This is a genomic window from Paenibacillus sp. FSL P4-0113 (assembly GCF_038009305.1).
GTDB classification, from domain to species: Bacteria; Bacillota; Bacilli; order Paenibacillales; family Paenibacillaceae; genus Paenibacillus; species Paenibacillus polymyxa_D.
Genome location: NZ_JBBPAZ010000001.1, coordinates 3,566,994 through 3,582,866, shown reverse-complemented (window position 1 = coordinate 3,582,866; position 15,873 = coordinate 3,566,994). Strand labels below are relative to the sequence as shown.

The window sequence follows — 15,873 nt, the reverse complement described above, 5'->3', positions numbered from 1 at the left end:
CGAACGTTTATGAAAAATGCTTTGATTGAATTTCGTAACCTGAAAACCCACTTTCATACCTCTAGCGGAACTGTCAAAGCGGTCAATGACGTCAGTTTTAAAATTCGTGAGGGTGAAACGCTCTGTGTGGTAGGGGAATCTGGCTGCGGTAAGAGTGTAACAGCGATGACGATGATGCGGCTGATTGATTCTCCCCACACCTCAGACGGTGAAATCTGGTTTGAGGGCAAAAACCTCTTAACGCTTAATAAAGGTCAAATGCAGCAGATTCGCGGCAATGACATTTCGATTATTTTTCAGGAGCCCATGTCTTCTCTGAATCCCGTGCTTACGATTGGGGAACAGATCACGGAGCCATTGCTGATGCATACATTAATGAGTAAAAGAGAAGCACATGCTCGGGCAATTGAGCTGATTAATTTGGTGGGGATTTCACGATCGGAAGAAATATTTCATTCCTATCCTCATGAATTGAGTGGCGGTATGCGCCAGCGGATCATGATTGCCATCGCATTAAGCTGTAATCCGAAGCTATTGATTGCGGATGAACCAACAACGGCACTGGATGTTACGATTCAGGCGCAGATTCTGGATTTAATGCGGGATTTGAAGGATAAGCTTAAAACCTCCATTATGCTCATCACGCACGACTTAGGCGTTGTGGCAGAAATGGCTGACTATGTGGTCGTTATGTATGCTGGAAACGTCATTGAAGAGGCGCCTGTCATTGAGCTGTTTAAAAATCCGCAGCATCCATATACTCAAGGCTTACTAAAGGCGAAGCCCGTCATTAATCAGAAAATGGATCGACTGTATTCCATCCCAGGACAGGTTCCAAACCCGATTGAGTTGGGGGAAAATTGTCATTTTCATGATCGGTGCTCCCATTGTATGCAAATTTGCAAGGATCAGGCTCCTCCCTTGAATGAAAAGGAGAATGGTCATAAGGTTGCCTGCTGGCTATATGAGAAAGAAGGAGGGCAACGGATATGAGCGAGCCTTTGATTCAAGTGGAAGGGCTGAAAAAGTATTTCCCGATCACAGGCGGGATTTTTCAGCGTACTGTCGGACATGTGAAAGCAGTCGATGATGTATCCTTTAACATTCATAAGGGTGAATCCTTCGGTCTGGTAGGAGAATCGGGTTGCGGCAAAAGTACGATTGGACGAACAATTCTCAGATTGATGGATAAGACAGAGGGATCGGTACGATATAAAGGAGAAGACTTGCATGCGTTAAACAAAGAGCAGATTCGTGCGCTTCGTCCGAAGTTGCAAATCGTCTTTCAGGACCCTTTTAGCTCACTGAATCCGAGAATTAAGGTCGGTGAAGCCATTGGAGAGGCGTTGCTGGATCACGGGTTGATTGATCGTAGTGAGCTGCGGAAGAAGGTCAATGAAACGCTGAATATTTGCGGCCTGTCCTCGTATCATTATGATCGGTATCCGCATGAGTTCTCTGGCGGTCAGCGTCAGCGGATCGGGATTGCACGGGCTTTGATTTTGAATCCTGATTTTATTGTGGCTGACGAGCCGGTATCTGCTCTGGATGTGTCTATTCAGGCCCAGATCATTAACTTGTTAAGTGATTTGCAGCAGGAACGCCAATTGACCTATCTGTTCATCTCGCATGATCTAAGTGTAGTCGAGCATCTTTGTAGCCGGATTGGTGTGATGTATCTGGGTTCAATGGTAGAACTTTCCTCCAAGGAGGAACTGTTCAGTAATCCACTTCATCCGTACACGAAGGCGCTGCTATCGGCAGTACCGATTCCCGATCCCACGATTAAGAGACAACGGATTGTGTTGAAAGGAGACATCCCATCTCCGGCCAATCCGCCTTCAGGATGCAAGTTTCATACACGTTGTCCTATGGCAGAAGCACGTTGTAAAACAGAGATTCCGGTATACCGCGATGCGGGCGATCAGCATTTTGTAGCCTGTCACTTTGCCTAAAATATAATAATTAGGACAGCAAAATATCCGTCATCCTGAAGCAGAATTGACGGATATTTTGGCGTGGAATAAAAAAGGTAAAAAAATTGTATCTTTTTTTCGAAAAATTGCAGACAAAATGGATTTTTCATCGTCTAATAGAGTATGGAGGTTATTACGATGATGAAAAAACACTGGATACGTTGGGCTATTGTCGTCCCGTTACTTATTATATTGATTTTTATTACACTTGGACCCCGCCTGTTGATCGGAAAGCCGAATGTGGATGCAGAGGCAGCGGTGCTGATGGACATGCATACTGGGGAATTGCTGATGGATGTGAACGGTGATACACCTATGCCTTCCGCAAATATGTCCAAGCTCATGACCGAGCTATTGGTGCTGGAGGATATTCGGGCCGGACGGTTAGGTTGGAATGATGAAGTGCGAATTAGCCGTTACGCGAGTACGGTGGGTGGTGTAAATCTGTCTCTTCGGTATGGTGAAAGGATGACCGTATCCGAGTTGTTCCAGAGTATGGTTGTGTATTCAGCGAATGATGCCGCTGTCGCGTTAGCCGAGCGTTCAGCAGGGAATGAATCAGCTTTTGTGAAGCGTATGAATGGAAAAGCTGCTCAAATTGGGTTGTCATCCGATAGTCGCTTCAGCAATGCCTCTGGTGCAGGTCAGAGTGAATTGGGGCCGAATCACCCTGAGGATATTCAGGGAGAGACGAAAATGACAGCAAGCGACACGGCGAAGTTGGCCTCCTATTTGATTACGTCACACCCGGAGATTTTGAGAACGTCCAGTCGTACGCAGATGGAGTTGAAGGATAAAGGCATCTACATTAGTAATACGAACTGGATGCTGCCTTCCTTGGCTGGACCGTACTCTTATGCAGGAACAGACGGACTGAAAGCAGGGTACACAAGCGATGCTGGATACTGCTTCACGGGTACCGCTGAGCAGCATGGAAGACGGCTAGTTGCTGTGGTGCTGGGTGCTCCGAGCAAGGAAGAGCGTTTTGAGCAGACCCGGAGGTTGTTCGATTATGGTTTTGCCCTGTCGACTTCTTTTCCGGTGCGACTACAAAATTTGGCGAAACTGGCTCCACATTAAGGGAAAAATGACTTTGAAAGCTACATAGGATACGAATAAAAACATGAATTGGGGCTTTGACCGTGAGGTCGAGGCCCTTTTTGGTATGAATTCGAGGAGCTGACCACGCCATGACACTTTTGACAACAAGGTAGCAGACCTTTTATGCTTTGAGGGGAAGTTTTCGCTTCATGAGGGATCAATTCGGTTTAATGAAGAGATGGGATTTGTGACGGAAAGAAGGAAGGTACCGGTTATGGAGAGAAGACATAGGAGAAGGACCCGTGGAAAGACCAAAAAGAAAAAGAGGTTTACCGCTCTATATATTTCATGTATTGTTTTATTTTTGATTGCATTGGGAGGCTACCTGTTCCGCAAACAGCTGACACTGGTGGCTTTTGACTGGTTTGTATCACCGACGTTGGAAAGCAAGCTGGAGAAATCCTATCAGCCCCGACAATCCGGGGAACAGCAGCAGCAAGAGACAGTAGCTTACCGTAAGGAACCTTTTTCGGTACTGTTATTGGGTACGGATCAAAGACCCAATGAAAAGGCGCGTGGTCGCTCGGATACGGTTATGTATGCGGTAGTACGGCCCGCGGAATCGCGTGTGCTTCTGGTTTCTATTCCAAGGGATACGTACGTACAGATTGCCGGACATGATCCGAATCGCGATGGCGAGGATGATTTTGATAAGTTGGGGCATGCTTATGCGTTCGGAGGCGAAGATATGTCCATGGCTACAGTAGAGAAGTTGATGGAGCATAAGCCCGATTATTATGCTACGATTAATTTCCAGGGTATTCAGGATGCGGTGAATGCGGTGGGTGGAGTTGTGCTTCCAATCGACAAGCCCATTGAGAATAAGAATCCGCTGCATATCAAGTTCCGTATTGAGGCGGGCAAGCCGCTTTATAATGGTGAGGAAGCCATGTATTATGTTAGATATCGGGAAGATAGCGACTTCAACCGTACCAAACGGCAGCAAATTTTCCTGAACGCTATGGCGGATAAGCTGCTGAATATCAACGGAATTACCAAGATTCCAGAGTTGCTCGATATTATGGGAGCCAATTTCAAAACCGACATGGAACCTACTTTTATTACTGGGCTTGGCAAGCAGGCTATTTCACAGGGGAATCCGCAAATTTCAAGTTTTACGATTACGGGGGAAGGGTTCAAGAAGAAGGGCCTGTATTATGACCGGGCTAATGAACAGGAACTTGAATATGCCAGACTCATAATTGCCAACTGGCTAGATTCCGATACAACCCCGCAGACGCTGAGGCTTCCCGACAAGCAGGACATTCAGTGAATAATCAATTGATTTATATTTGATTTTGAGGGGGATTCGTTTCTCATGAATATCGCTTTTTTCTTGCTTCCCAAACAGGAAGTTGCTTGTGTAACGGCGGATGCTACTTTACGGCAAACGTTGGAACGGATGGAATATCACCGTTTTACAGCGGTTCCTATTTTAGATAAGGAAGGTAGATATACAGGTACGGTTACAGAAGGTGATCTGTTGTGGCATATGAAAGAGTCCGAGGGAAAAATCACCTTTGAAAACGCTTCTAAGTTTATGCTTAAGGACGTTCCGTTGCGGGTTACGATGAAGCCCGTGTCCATTGATGCTAACATGGAGGATTTAATCAATTTGGCTAAGGTACAGAACTTTGTGCCCGTTGTAGATGATATGGAACGGTTTATTGGCATTGTACGTCGGAGCCAGATTATTGAGTATTGTGAAAAATTTGTATCCAGGGAATCGCTTAATACTTCAAGCTAAAATAAGCAACAAAGCTGCTCCGAAAATAACAATTTACCCTATGGGGTAACAGTTATTTTCAGAATAGGATATGCTATAATGGAGAATAAAGCTTTTTCAGAGGGGTGTGACTCTTCATCATATGCCTAAAGAAATGGATGTAGTTAAACGAGCCAAGGTTATTGAATGGCTTAAAACAGAGGTGCTGGACCAAGTCTCCCGTTTGTTTAAGGCAATGTGGGAAGGCAGTACAGCCCGCATTGGTGATTGCTTGGCGAGCTTAGTGATGAGCAGTTATATTTTGGGGAGGCGCCTTGGAGTGTCTTACCGTGAATTGGATGATCTACTCATCGACAAGCTAAGAAAGCACAGAAAAGAAGGACACCAGCTGGAGGATTGGTATCAGGACATTTCCGCACTGGAAGAACATATGCGTAAGAGGTGAAAACGTTGAAATTCCGCTTGGCAACTGTAGCATGGAGCGTCATTTATTTGCTTCTGCTGCTGACTCTATTGACACCATTAAGAATCATTACCGTATTTTTGCTGATTGTGCCTGGCGCTGTATTGTTTTCATCGCTGCCTTTCAAAGGATTTCTGGTCCACGTCATACCGGTGCTGCTCATTATAGCGCTACTCGATGTGTATTCGCTGCTCCCTGCGATTTATTTTCTGATTCCTTCAATCATGATGGGACGGATATATAAAAAGGGAGGACCTGCTTTTCAGGCGTTGATGACCGGAATGGGCATTATTTTAGCCGAGTTGTTGGTTGTTCTGTTTATCGCCACGTATTCCTTTGGGTTTGATCTTGCACAGTATCTTCGTGATCAGGCTGCGATATCGGCAAGTATTGTACAGCAGGTTTTGAGTGCTAATCCGATGTTTTCAAACATGAATTGGACGGCAGAGGATACGCAGAAACTCGGCACAATGCTGATTGGAAAAATTCCGTATGTGCTGATCGTGACCTCGTTCATATTGGCAGTGATTACGCATGCTTTGGCACGTCCGGCATTGAGCAGTCTCGATGTACCAGTACGCAAAATGAAGCCTGCCCGCGAGTGGAGGCTACCGCGCGCGCTGATCTGGTATTATCTGCTGGCAATTGTAATTGAATGGATAGCAGGGTCTTCCGATAGCGGCTGGATTCAAATGGTCTCCATTAGTATGCTGCCGCTGATTCATGCATGTTTTATTATCCAGACAATTGGTTTTGTATACTTCTGGACGCATAGCCGTAAAATGAGCCCGGTGATTGCGTTGCTGCTGTCGCTCATCGTTCTGGTGTTCCAGCCGCTCCGCATTATAGGTATTATTGATTTGGCCTTTCCGCTGCGTGAAGCTATTACAAGATCAAAGAAATAGGGTGAACAGTCATGCCTAAATTTCTACAAAAACGCTGGCACGGCTATCAGACGGTCTGGGCGTTTTTGCTGCTGCTGGTCCTTGTCATATGTATTTCCATGTACAACTGGGAACTGGGTGTGATAGGACTGTTGCTGTCATTCTTGCTCGGCGGGCTGATGCTGAAGACGGAATTGGATTTTCGTCGGGAACTGAATCAATATATCAGCGGTCTTTCCTTCCGGATCAAGCGGGTGGAAGGGGAAGCGATTAGCACATTGCCGTTCGGCATCATTTTATACAGTGAAAATCGAACGGTAGAATGGCACAATCGGTTTGCCGGGGAGATGTTTGAGGAGCAATCGCTGATTGGTGAGTCTCTTCATGATTTGTTTCCTCAACTCGCAGGTGCCCTAAGCACCAAAAAGGAAACAAAGGAGCCTGCTCGTGAGCTGAAGGTGGAGCTACAGCATGATGAGCGTCATTATCAGTTTCTGATCGTGCCCGATGAGCGTCTGATATATTTGTATGAAGTAACGGATTTGGCGGTGCTACGCAAGCAGTATGAAAACGAGCGATTGGCGCTCGGTATCGTCATGCTCGATAATATGGACGAGGCTGCTCAGGGGATGGACGATCAGCAACGCACCGCGCTTATTGCGAAGGTGTCAAGCGAGATTACATCTTGGGCTAATCAGTACAATATTTATTTGCGCCGATTATCTTCTGAGCGTTATCTCATTATGCTGAATCATAAAGCGCTCCAGGAGCTGGAGCAAAGTCGATTCGTCATTCTGGATACCGTAAGGGAAATGACGGCGGATTTGAAAGTACCGATGACACTGAGTATTGGCTTGTCCTTCGGTGCAGAGAGCATCAAGGAGCTAGGCGAGCTGGCCCAATCCAGTCTGGATATGGCGCTTGGACGTGGGGGCGATCAGGCAGCAGTGAAGGCGGGACAACGCCTGTCCTTCTACGGAGGCAAGTCCAATGCTGTCGAGAAGCGTACCAGAGTGCGTGCCCGAGTGATTGCACATGCGTTGCGTGATCTGATGCAGGAGAGTGACCGCGTCCTGATCATGGGACACAAAATACCGGACATGGATGCGGTGGGAGCCGCCATCGGTGTGTGGAAGGCTGCGGCACTTTACAATGTAGAGGCACATATCGTACTCGATAAATCCAATCCGTCTATCGACCGAATGATGGAGCAGGTAAACAAGGATGAGAATCTATCGCAAGCGCTCTTGACGCCAGAGCAGTCGCTCCAGCTGATGACTGAGCACAGTCTGCTGGTCGTGGTGGACACGCACAAGGCCTCCATGACGATTGAGCCGCGTCTGGTGCAAACGGCCAGTCGGGTGGTGGTTGTCGACCATCATCGTCGGGGCGAGGAATTTATTAATGATTCGGTTCTGATCTACTTGGAGCCCTATGCGTCATCGGCCTGTGAGCTGGTGACCGAGCTGCTGCAATATATTCATGAGAAGGTCCAACTGACACCGCTGGAGGCAACATCACTGCTGGCAGGGATTACGGTGGATACCAAGCATTTTTCCCTGCATACAGGCTCGCGTACATTCGAGGCAGCCGGCTTTTTACGCCGTAGCGGAGCAGATACTGTTATGATCCAGCGCATGTTAAAAGAGGACCTGGATGAATATATTGCTAAGGCGGAAATTATTAAGCATGCTAAAATGATATATGGGCATATCGCAATTGCGGTAACTGAGCCCGGACAGAAAATACCGCAGCTCCTGATTGCTCAGGTGGCGGATTCATTACTCAATATGACGGATGTACTGGCCTCCTTTGTGGTCAGTGAACGTCCTGACGGCCTGGTGGGGATCAGCGCCCGTTCACTCGGACGCATGAACGTACAGGTCGTCATGGAACGGCTAGGCGGCGGAGGACATCTGACGAATGCAGCGGTTCAGCTGGATTGCCCGCTGGAGGAAGCTAAGCGCAGAGTGGTCGACGTGCTGGCCGAAATTGATGGGGAAGAGGGGTTATTTGAATGAGAGTGATATTCATTAAAGATATGAAGGGCCAAGGCAAGAAGGGGCAAATTAAGGAAGTGTCGGACGGTTATGCAGCGAATTTCCTGTTGCCGCGTGGTGTTGCCCGTCCAGCGACAGAAGGAAATATGAAGACGCTGGAAAACCAGAATGCTGCTGAGGAAAAGCGCAAGCAAGAGGAGAAGGAAGAGGCGCAAGCGCTCGGCAAAAAGCTGGAAGAGACAACAGTTCAGCTCAAGGCGAAGGCTGGTGAAGGTGGACGGCTGTTCGGCGCGATTACAAGCAAGCAAATCGCGGAGGCAGTAGCTAAAACTGGTATCAAGCTGGACAAACGCAAAATTGAGCTGGAAGAACCGATTCGTACGTTGGGCGTGACTCAAATGACCGTTAAGCTTCATCCTGAGGTCAAAGCTACGCTGAAAGTACAGGTGACTGAAGAATAATTATGGGCGGCGAATTTTTTGATCGGATTCCTCCGCAAAATCTGGAGGCTGAACAGGCGGTTATCGGGTCTATTTTGCTCCAGTCTGAAGCACTGATTACCGCAATGGAGCGGGTGCAGACCGAGGACTTTTATGATAAGGCTCATCAGATGATTTACGAAGCAATGATTGAGCTGGGTGAATCCGGACAGCCGATTGACTTGGTTACGCTGACCTCGAAAATTCAGGACAAGGGACAGCTAGAGGATATCGGTGGTGTCAGTTATCTGGCGAAGCTGGCTCACGGGGTGCCAACAGCGGCTAACGTAGATTACTATGCCCAGATCATTGAAGAAAAAGCGATGCTTCGTCGCTTGATTCGTGCAGCTACGCAGATTGTGAGCGAAGGCTATAGCAGTGGCGAGGATGTCGCTGGTATGCTGAGCGATGCTGAGCGCAAGATTATGGAGATATCTAACGGGCGCTCAGGTAGTGGTTTTATTGCCATCCGCGATGTCGTTATGGAAGTGTTTGACCGCGTTGAATTGCTGCATCAGAACAAGGGCAATACGACTGGGATTCCGTCCGGGTTTGTTGATTTGGACAAGATGACGGCGGGGTTCCAGCGCAATGACTTGATCATTGTGGCCGCCCGTCCATCCGTAGGTAAAACAGCGTTTGCTCTGAATATTGCGCAAAACGTTGCGGTTCGGGCAAAGGAGACAGTAGCCATCTTCAGTCTGGAGATGTCGGCCGCTCAGCTCGTGCAGCGGATGATTTGTGCCGAGGCCAATCTGGACGCGAACGTCATGCGGACAGGTGAGTTTAAAGGCGACGACGATTGGGCGAAGCTGACGATGGGCATTGCAGCCTTGTCAGAGGCGGAAATCTATATCGATGATACACCCGGCATCACTGTGGCGGATATCCGTGCCAAATGCCGCCGTCTCAAGGCGGAAAAGGGACTGGGTATGATCGTAATCGACTACTTGCAGCTTATTCACGGACGAGGCAAAGCAGGCGAGAACCGGCAGCAGGAGGTATCGGAAATTTCACGGACATTGAAACAAATCGCTCGTGAGCTTGAAGTGCCTGTAATTGCCCTCTCCCAGCTGAGCCGGGGTGTGGAGCAGCGTCAAGACAAGCGACCGATGATGAGTGACTTGCGGGAATCAGGTTCTATCGAGCAGGATGCTGATATCGTGGCGTTTCTGTACCGGGATGATTACTATAATCAGGAAACAGAAAAGAAGAATATTATTGAGATTATCATTGCCAAGCAGCGTAACGGCCCGGTCGGTACGGTAGAGTTGGTCTTTCTCAAAAATTATAATAAATTCGCTAATTACGAGCGTGCCCATTCGGATGCGTTCGCCGGATAACATATTAGTATCATTAAAAAAGGCTCTTTCGACGCGGATTTCGCGATCTCGAAAGGGTCCTTTTTTATAGAATTCACATATTTTCATATAAGGAATGAAACTCTCAATTACGAACAATACTATTTTCATGTAATATAATGTTCGCTTTTTATTTGACTTTAAAAAATGGTGCTGTTACACTTATAGTGCTGCTTCAACGCAGTGGGGAGAACATTACGCCCGGGGCTTTCCGAACCTACGGAATGTCTGCGACGGACGTTTTTTCCTGCTGTCCGAGAGCGCTCCATATCTGCTCGCTCAGGCGGTTGAAGTCGGATATGCGTAGTGTGTCAGCTCAAAATCAGAGTGTCTGTGGGCACTCCACGGAGGAATGAAACATGTCAACTGTAGTCGTTGTGGGAACACAATGGGGAGACGAAGGCAAAGGTAAAATCACGGACTATCTGGCGGAAAGCGCTGAAGTAGTGGCCCGTTACCAAGGCGGAAACAATGCTGGTCATACGATTCTCATTGACGGTAAAAAGTACAAGCTGAGCCTGATTCCATCCGGCGTTTTTTATGAAGATAAAAAGTGTGTTATTGGCAACGGCATGGTCGTAAATCCAGCCGCTCTTATTGAAGAAATTACTTACATTCATGATAATGGTTTTTCCACAAAAAATCTGGTTATTAGCGACCGTGCACATGTGATTATGCCGTACCATATGACGCTGGATGTGCTGGAAGAAGACCGCAAGGGTCCTAACAAAATTGGTACTACCCGTAAAGGGATCGGCCCTGCTTATATGGATAAAGCTGCACGTAACGGTATTCGTATTGCTGATTTGCTGGATGCAGAGGAATTCGAAAAGAAGCTGCGCCATCAAACGAAAGAAAAAAATCAAGTGATTGAGCAAGTATATGGCGGCGAGCCATTGGATGTAGAAGCAATACTAAAACAGTATCTGGAATATGCTGAATTTATCCGTCCTTATGTAGGAGATACATCTGTCGTGTTGAATGATGCAATTGACGCAAATCAAAAGGTACTGTTTGAAGGTGCGCAAGGCGTTATGCTTGATATCGACCAAGGTACGTATCCTTACGTTACGTCCTCCAACCCGTCGGCTGGCGGCGTATGTATTGGTTCCGGTGTGGGTCCATCCAAGATTCAACAAGTCATCGGTGTAGCTAAATCGTATACAACTCGTGTTGGCGATGGACCCTTCCCAACTGAGCTGAACGATGAAGTCGGCGATTACATTCGTGAAACAGGTCATGAGTACGGTACGGTTACAGGTCGTGCTCGTCGTGTAGGCTGGTTTGACAGCGTCGTTGTGCGCCATGCCCGTCGTGTCAGTGGATTAACGGGTCTTTCCCTGAACTCGCTGGACGTATTGACTGGCCTGAAAACGGTGAAAATTTGCACAGGTTACAAGTACCGCGGTGAGGTGATTACGCATTATCCGGCTAGCCTGAAAATGCTGGCGGAGTGCGAAGCGGTATATGAAGAAATGCCAGGTTGGAGCGAAGACATCACTGGCGTGAAAACGCTGGAGGAACTGCCTGAGACTACACGCAATTACGTACAACGCGTGTCTGATCTGACAGGTATCCCAATTGCTATTTTCTCGGTTGGGCGTAATCGTGATCAAACGAATCAGGTGCTTCCGATTTATTTGTAGGACAAGAATGATATAGCTATTAATACATGTTCAAAGAGAGAGGCTGTTAGCAGCCTCTCTCTTTTTTTATTCTGTGAAGTGTTAAATGGTATCTTTCCCTTTACATAATCTTATCTTCCTTGTCGATTTGTGATAACAAACCCTCTCTATAATCCAAATAGAAAAGAGATTTGGACGTCTAGACGTCTTGAGAGGGATGAATTATGAACTGGTATCTTCGCTCACTCGGCACACGCAAAATTGTTGAATTCATCGTGCTTATCATTTTCGTCATCTTTTTCCTGGGGCCTCTGACCAATCTCCTCCTCTTGGCGGTTTCAGGAAAATGGCAGTATCCTGCACCGCTCCCGCAGAGCTTGTCACTGGAATGGTGGAAGTTTGTACTTACCCAGGATGATGTAGTCAGCTCGATTTCCCTATCCTTCCTGATTGCGATTACCGTTACGGTCTGCTCCATTATCGTATGTATTCCTGCTGCTTATGCCTTTGCACGAATTTCTTTCCCGCTCAGTAAGTGGTTCCTTTTCTCATTCCTGCTTACGCATGCTTTTCCGAAAATGGGTTTGTATGTGTCCATTGCCGTGCTATTCTACCAATTCGGTTTGATGAACACTTTTGCAGGCATTGTGCTCATCCATATGGTAAACACACTCATGTATATGACCTGGATTCCATCCTCTGCCTTCCGCAGCGTACATCGCGCACAGGAGGAGTCGGCGCGGGATGCTGGAGCCGGACCCTTTCGGGTGTTTTGGAAAATCACCTTTCCTATGGCGCTGCCCGGCATTGTGGTCGCCTCCATCTTTACTTTTCTTGCTTCACTGGATGAAGCACAAGGGACACTCCTTGTCGGAACGCCGGACTATAAAACAATGCCAGTCATCATGTATTCCATCATTGCTGATTATCCGAGCACAACAGGTGCTGTTTTCTCAGTCATTCTAACCCTGCCAACGATCATTCTGCTATTGGCAGCCAAGCGTTTTGTAAGTGCCGATGTACTGGCAGGCGGATTTCAGGTGAAATAACGTAATTGGTCAAAAGAGGAGTTTGCAAAATCCTGAAAAAGGAGCCTAAGCTAATGCCCATTCAATTATCCATTCAAGAGTTAACCAAGCGCTTCAAGACAGGAGACGGAGTCAAAGGCATTTCACTTGACGTGATGAAGGGAGAGCTGGTGACACTGCTGGGACCTTCCGGCTGTGGTAAAACAACCGTGCTTCGCTCCATTGGCGGTTTTTTGGACCCGGACAGTGGCGACATTCAGATTCAGGGTAAAAGCGTACTCAAGCTGCCGCCCGAAAAACGTCCGACGGCTATGGTGTTCCAAAGCTATAATTTGTGGCCGCATATGACCGTGTATGACAACCTGGCTTTCGGGTTGAAGATTCGAAAGGTGAAGAAGACAGAAATTGACCGTCAGGTGAAGGAAGCGCTAGCGCTGGTTCGGCTAGAGAGCGCAGAGCGTAAAACGCCGGGACAGCTCTCGGGAGGTCAGCAGCAGCGGGTAGCACTCGCTCGGGCTTTGCTGCTAAAGCCTGATGTATTGCTGCTGGACGAGCCTTTTTCCGCGCTTGATGCCAAATTGCGCATGGAGATGAGAGAGGAGCTGCGTGATATTCAGACCCAGACAGGAATGACGATGGTGTTCGTCACCCATGATCAGGAGGAGGCGCTGTCCATTTCCGACCGAATCGTCGTTATGAATGCGGGCCGGATTGAGCAACTTTCTTCGCCGCAGGAGATTTATGACAAGCCACAGTCCCTTTTTGTAGCGGGTTTTATTGGCCGTATCAATTTATTAAAGGGGGTGAGCACAGGTCGCAGTGTCTCTGTGAGCGGAATACCGTTTGCACAAGAGCATGAATACACAGGTGAATCCATGGTTGGTGTAAGACCAGAGGATATTGTTCTGACGACGGAAGAAAATGGTTCTCTAGCCGGAACAATCAGACAAGTGATGATTCTAGGGCATTATGCGGAAGTTTCGCTGGATAGCGGTACCCATCATCTGAAAATGTTTGTGCCGCGTGAACGAGCGGCCGAGCTGCGCAGTGGAGAGCACATCAGATTCAGCTTCAGTAAAATAGTTACTTTTCCAGCAGCACAGTGAAGATTCACGATCAACCTCTATATCGCATCAATGTCCGTCACGAACGCATCATCTGATGATGCTGCGAACTTGTGCAACTATCTAAAGGAGGCAACAACGTGTTTGGGAAAAAGAATATGGGTCTGGTTTTGGCAGGGGTACTTAGTTTATCGTTGTTGGCTGGTTGTGGTAACGGCGGTAATGCCGCCACGGCTACAGGGGAAGCCAAGTCTACAAAAGCGGGGGCCGCTACGGGAACGACGGAAATTTCCTTGTACACTGGAGGGTCTCTGAACGTCAAAGAGCTGTGGGAAACGTTAATCAAGGACTTTGAAGCTAAAAATGATCACGTTAAGGTCAAACTGGTGTATTTGCCAGCAGGGACCGGAGGCGCATCTACACTGGATCGCCTGATTGCAGCCAAGAAAAGCGGGCAAACCGATACAGATATCGACCTGTACGAAGGCAGTCTGGATGACATCACCAAGGGGGTAGGCGAGAAACTGTGGGAAACGGTTGACGCTGCCAAGGTTCCAAATTTGAAGAATGTTGATGAAACATATCTCAAGCAAGTCAACAATCAGGCCATTCCATATCGTGCCTCTTCGGTTGTCCTTGCCTATAACAGTGCAAAAGTAGCGACGCCTCCGAAAACAGCCGACGAGCTGTACACGTGGATTCGCCAGCATCCAGGCAAGTTTGCTTATAACGATCCGTCTACGGGTGGGTCAGGCAGCTCGTTTGTGAACACGGTGATCTATAATTTCCTTCCGCCAGAGGCGATGAACAGTGATGATCCGGCAAATATGAAGAAATGGGATCAAGGCTTCTCACTGCTTAAGGAGCTGGGCCCTTCAATGTACCAAAAAGGAGTCTATCCTAAGAAGAACCAAGGCACGCTTGATATTTTGGCGAGTGGAGAGGTTGATATGGTTCCAGCCTGGTCTGATATGGCACTCGAGCAGCTGGCTAAAGGGCTGCTTCCGGACACGGTGAAGCTGACACAGATCGATCCTGCTTTTACAGGGGGACCCTCTTATCTGATGGTTCCTTCGCTCTCCTCCAAAAAAGAAGCCACTCAGGAATTCTTGAATTATATACTGACGCCTGAAGCGCAAACGGTGGTTATTAATAAAATGTACGGCTACCCGGGGATTAAGTGGAATCTGATGCCAACGGAGCTGCAGGAGAAATTCAACAGTGTATCTTCTGGATACCGCAGCTTTAACAGCGGAGAGCTTCAGCAGGAAATTTACAAACGCTGGCAAAGTGAAGTAGCGGGCGGTTGATCATGAGTTCATTGTCCAAAAGGGGGATGCTGGGGCTTGCCCTGGTCATCCCGTCTTTTCTCATTTTGCTGGTCGTCGTTATTATTCCGATTCTTTATGCCGTGAAGGAAAGCTTGATTGATCAATATGGAACGGGCTACGGGCTGGCCAACTATATTCGGCTGTTCACGGAACCTGCCATGCGTAGAAATATCATGTATACCATTAGTGTCACGCTAGTCTCGACGGCCCTTACTCTGGTCATCAGCTATGCTTTGGCGATTTATCTGAGATTCGGCAAAGGGGTTGTCGTGAAGTGGATAGGCCGGTTGTATTTTATTCCGATGTTTGTTCCCGGTGTAATTGCAACGTATGCGATCATTACCATGTATGGCAATCACGGTTGGGCTGCACGTCTTTTGCTGCCGCTTGGAATTGAAACGATCCCGAGGATTATTTATGACTACAAGGGTCTGGTGCTGGCTAATTTGTGGTTCAACATTCCGTTCGCAACCATGCTGCTCAGCTCGGCACTTGCCAGCATTCCAAACGCTGTCGTCGAAAGTGCCAGAGATGCTGGAGCCAGCACGATGCAGCTGTTTGGTCGCTTTATTTTACCCCTTTCCTATAAAACGATGTGGGTTGCGGTGACCTTCATTTTCATGGGAATCATGGGCAGCTTTACGGCTCCCTTCCTGATCGGTGCCAACTCACCACAAGTGTTGGGTGTTGCGATGCAGCAGGTGTTTTCCAGCTATCAGGAGACGCATACGGCCAGCGCAATGGCAGTATTTATGTTTTTACTGTGTTCTTTTATGGGCTACTTTTATATTCGGACAATGGTGAAGGATGCGGATGCCAGCTAGACTGCCGTCAT

The 15,873-nt window shown here is 47.8% G+C and carries 15 protein-coding genes; all 15 read left to right on the top strand.

Features of this window, described 5'->3' with window-relative positions:
- Positions 1-9 precede the first annotated feature (9 nt).
- On the top strand, positions 10-993 hold the full coding sequence (locus MKX46_RS15375; protein WP_069012451.1) for an ABC transporter ATP-binding protein: 984 nt from the start codon (positions 10-12) through the stop codon (positions 991-993).
- On the top strand, positions 990-1,955 hold the full coding sequence (locus MKX46_RS15370) for an ABC transporter ATP-binding protein (RefSeq protein ID WP_013312795.1): 966 nt from the start codon (positions 990-992) through the stop codon (positions 1,953-1,955). The genes MKX46_RS15375 and MKX46_RS15370 overlap by 4 nt, the downstream gene beginning before the upstream one ends.
- Before the next feature lie 159 nt (positions 1,956-2,114).
- Positions 2,115-3,056, top strand: coding sequence for a D-alanyl-D-alanine carboxypeptidase family protein (locus tag MKX46_RS15365; RefSeq protein WP_069012452.1), 942 nt, complete (start codon positions 2,115-2,117; stop codon positions 3,054-3,056).
- A 235-nt stretch (positions 3,057-3,291) separates the two neighbouring features.
- On the top strand, positions 3,292-4,350 hold the full coding sequence (locus tag MKX46_RS15360; RefSeq protein WP_069012453.1) for an LCP family protein: 1,059 nt from the start codon (positions 3,292-3,294) through the stop codon (positions 4,348-4,350).
- Positions 4,351-4,395: 45 nt separating this feature from the next.
- Positions 4,396-4,824 carry a CBS domain-containing protein gene (locus MKX46_RS15355; protein ID WP_013312792.1) on the top strand — a complete coding sequence of 143 codons (429 nt, stop codon included), beginning with the start codon at positions 4,396-4,398 and terminating at the stop codon, positions 4,822-4,824.
- A 121-nt stretch (positions 4,825-4,945) separates the two neighbouring features.
- Complete coding sequence (locus MKX46_RS15350) at positions 4,946-5,248, top strand: MazG-like family protein (RefSeq protein ID WP_013312791.1); 303 nt, start codon at positions 4,946-4,948, stop codon at positions 5,246-5,248.
- Between the two features lie 5 nt (positions 5,249-5,253).
- Positions 5,254-6,171, top strand: a complete 918-nt coding sequence (locus tag MKX46_RS15345; RefSeq protein WP_341071438.1) for a DUF2232 domain-containing protein — start codon at positions 5,254-5,256, stop codon at positions 6,169-6,171.
- Positions 6,172-6,182: 11 nt separating this feature from the next.
- Entirely contained in the window at positions 6,183-8,171 is a 1,989-nt protein-coding gene (locus MKX46_RS15340; RefSeq protein WP_029518947.1) for a DHH family phosphoesterase, read from the top strand.
- Positions 8,168-8,611 carry a 50S ribosomal protein L9 gene (gene rplI / locus MKX46_RS15335; protein ID WP_340957518.1) on the top strand — a complete coding sequence of 148 codons (444 nt, stop codon included), beginning with the start codon at positions 8,168-8,170 and terminating at the stop codon, positions 8,609-8,611. The genes MKX46_RS15340 and rplI overlap by 4 nt, the downstream gene beginning before the upstream one ends.
- A 2-nt stretch (positions 8,612-8,613) precedes the next feature.
- Positions 8,614-9,972: a replicative DNA helicase gene (gene dnaB, locus MKX46_RS15330; RefSeq protein ID WP_013373892.1), complete on the top strand. Its 1,359-nt coding sequence runs from the start codon at positions 8,614-8,616 to the stop codon at positions 9,970-9,972.
- 377 nt (positions 9,973-10,349) lie between these two features.
- Positions 10,350-11,636, top strand: a complete 1,287-nt coding sequence (locus tag MKX46_RS15325) for an adenylosuccinate synthase (protein ID WP_029518946.1) — start codon at positions 10,350-10,352, stop codon at positions 11,634-11,636.
- 203 nt (positions 11,637-11,839) lie between these two features.
- Positions 11,840-12,664 (top strand): ABC transporter permease, encoded by an 825-nt coding sequence (locus MKX46_RS15320; RefSeq protein WP_069012367.1) that lies wholly within the window; start codon positions 11,840-11,842, stop codon positions 12,662-12,664.
- Between the two features lie 53 nt (positions 12,665-12,717).
- Positions 12,718-13,749, top strand: coding sequence for an ABC transporter ATP-binding protein (locus tag MKX46_RS15315; RefSeq protein ID WP_029518944.1), 1,032 nt, complete (start codon positions 12,718-12,720; stop codon positions 13,747-13,749).
- Between the two features lie 98 nt (positions 13,750-13,847).
- Complete coding sequence (locus MKX46_RS15310; RefSeq protein ID WP_025723151.1) at positions 13,848-15,017, top strand: extracellular solute-binding protein; 1,170 nt, start codon at positions 13,848-13,850, stop codon at positions 15,015-15,017.
- Between the two features lie 2 nt (positions 15,018-15,019).
- On the top strand, positions 15,020-15,862 hold the full coding sequence (locus MKX46_RS15305) for an ABC transporter permease (protein ID WP_029518942.1): 843 nt from the start codon (positions 15,020-15,022) through the stop codon (positions 15,860-15,862).
- Positions 15,863-15,873: the final 11 nt, after the last annotated feature.

Coding starts and splice junctions, on each gene's coding strand:
- dnaB (WP_013373892.1), top strand. CDS start 8,614: ATGGGCGGCGAATTTTTTGATCGGATTCCTCCGCAAAATCTGGAGGCT.
- MKX46_RS15350 (WP_013312791.1), top strand. CDS start 4,946: ATGCCTAAAGAAATGGATGTAGTTAAACGAGCCAAGGTTATTGAATGG.
- MKX46_RS15340 (WP_029518947.1), top strand. CDS start 6,183: ATGCCTAAATTTCTACAAAAACGCTGGCACGGCTATCAGACGGTCTGG.
- rplI (WP_340957518.1), top strand. CDS start 8,168: ATGAGAGTGATATTCATTAAAGATATGAAGGGCCAAGGCAAGAAGGGG.
- MKX46_RS15315 (WP_029518944.1), top strand. CDS start 12,718: ATGCCCATTCAATTATCCATTCAAGAGTTAACCAAGCGCTTCAAGACA.
- MKX46_RS15360 (WP_069012453.1), top strand. CDS start 3,292: ATGGAGAGAAGACATAGGAGAAGGACCCGTGGAAAGACCAAAAAGAAA.
- MKX46_RS15375 (WP_069012451.1), top strand. CDS start 10: ATGAAAAATGCTTTGATTGAATTTCGTAACCTGAAAACCCACTTTCAT.
- MKX46_RS15320 (WP_069012367.1), top strand. CDS start 11,840: ATGAACTGGTATCTTCGCTCACTCGGCACACGCAAAATTGTTGAATTC.
- MKX46_RS15355 (WP_013312792.1), top strand. CDS start 4,396: ATGAATATCGCTTTTTTCTTGCTTCCCAAACAGGAAGTTGCTTGTGTA.
- MKX46_RS15370 (WP_013312795.1), top strand. CDS start 990: ATGAGCGAGCCTTTGATTCAAGTGGAAGGGCTGAAAAAGTATTTCCCG.
- MKX46_RS15305 (WP_029518942.1), top strand. CDS start 15,020: ATGAGTTCATTGTCCAAAAGGGGGATGCTGGGGCTTGCCCTGGTCATC.
- MKX46_RS15325 (WP_029518946.1), top strand. CDS start 10,350: ATGTCAACTGTAGTCGTTGTGGGAACACAATGGGGAGACGAAGGCAAA.
- MKX46_RS15365 (WP_069012452.1), top strand. CDS start 2,115: ATGATGAAAAAACACTGGATACGTTGGGCTATTGTCGTCCCGTTACTT.